2 protein-coding genes are annotated in these 1481 nt (G+C 53.5%); both read right to left on the minus strand.

The features are described from left to right. The coding region (locus F1593_RS27990; RefSeq protein ID WP_149404838.1) for a transposase at window positions 1–449 on the minus strand (449 nt) is incomplete at its 3' end. A gap of 18 nt (window positions 450–467) precedes the next feature. After that, window positions 468–1154 (minus strand): IS110 family RNA-guided transposase, encoded by a 687-nt coding sequence (locus tag F1593_RS27995; protein WP_149404839.1) that lies wholly within the window; start codon window positions 1152–1154, stop codon window positions 468–470. Window positions 1155–1481 lie beyond the last annotated feature (327 nt).

Below are 1481 nucleotides of genomic sequence, written 5' to 3' on the forward strand. Positions count from 1 at the left end.
CGTTGTTTATCAAGCTCTTTAAGGTACTCAATGCCTTTTTCTTGATAGCATTCCCCTGACTTCATCATGTGATAGTAAATCACCAGAATACTATGGCCAACCGCTATTGCCGCCCGTTTACTGCCGCGTCGTTTCTTCAATCGCCGATATTGCTCACCAAGATACGTGAGCGTTCGACTCGTCGCATGGGCAGCTTGCACCAGGGCCGCACGCAACCACTTATTTCCCTTGCGCCCACGCCCACGCACCTGTTTGCCTGCGCTCTCATGCTGGCTGGGACACATCCCGGCCCATGAGGCTAAAGGAGCAGCATCGGGAAAAGGACTCAGGTCCCATCCCACCTCGGCGAACAACACCGCTAAGATATGCCGACTCACGCCCGTGATGGCTTCCAAGCGTTGGAGGGTCTGCTCGAAAGGATGCAAACGCTGGTCAATTTCCTGCTCCACATGGCGAATACTGCTCTCTCAGGCTGTGATGACTCCCAGTAATTCGCGCAGCAAAAACGCCTGATCTGCCTGGATATCCCCTTGTAAGGCGGTCACCAGTTGATCATGCTTGCGCCGCAAGCTAGCATGAGCCAATGCGGCCAGTCGCTGTGGGTCATGCTCACCGGCAGCGAGCGCGTACATGATGGCTTGTCCTGAGACTCCCATACTGTCACTGATCACGCTGCTCAGTTTGATCCCAGCCTCTTCCAACACTTTATGCACCCGATTGACCAGCCGCGCCCGATCCTGAACCAACGTTGCGCGTAATCGGGTGAGATCACGCAATTCCTGTTGTTCTCCTGATGGCATGTAACTCTTCTGAAGCAGCCCATGTTGCAACAGGTCTACAATCCATTCTGCATCCCGGATGTCGCTCTTGCGCCCCGGAACCGCTTTGATATGCTGCGCATTCACCACGAACAGTTCCATGGATGCAGCAAGCCTTCGATAGACCATTCGCCAATAGACTCCCGTACTTTCCATGGCTGCTTGCGTGCATTGCTCTGCTATGAGCCAGTCTCGTAAAGCGGTCAAACCAGTTGTATGCGTGGCAAACTCCCGCACCTCTTTGTGCCGTTGTCCGCTTTCAACACGACTCAGGCAAGCAACCACAGACCCTTGATGAACATCCAGTCCACAACAACAGGGATAGAGGACTTCCATCGTGATATCTCCTTTCTCTCTTGCTCAGTCCTTCTCTTTTTCTGCTCAGATCACGACGAGATGTCCTTTTTCTATGAATTCTTCTGCGTGCTTCGCATCGCGAGCGACAAGGTGGGGTTCACCCGGACATCATGGAACACCTTGGAGGAACCACAAGCTCTCAGGCTTTAAATTCGGGTCGTCCTGTCGTCGGATCCTCACGGCCATAGTATAGCGCGTTTTCATCAGGCGGGGTGCACCTTCGGTGCATGGCCCTTGGAGGGTCGGAGAAGAGAAATCTGATAGACTACCATCAGGAGGGTTCAATGGGCAAATCTCAACCGACCT

The sequence above is a fragment of the Dictyobacter arantiisoli genome (assembly GCF_008326305.1).
GTDB lineage: Bacteria > Chloroflexota > Ktedonobacteria > Ktedonobacterales > Ktedonobacteraceae > Dictyobacter > Dictyobacter arantiisoli.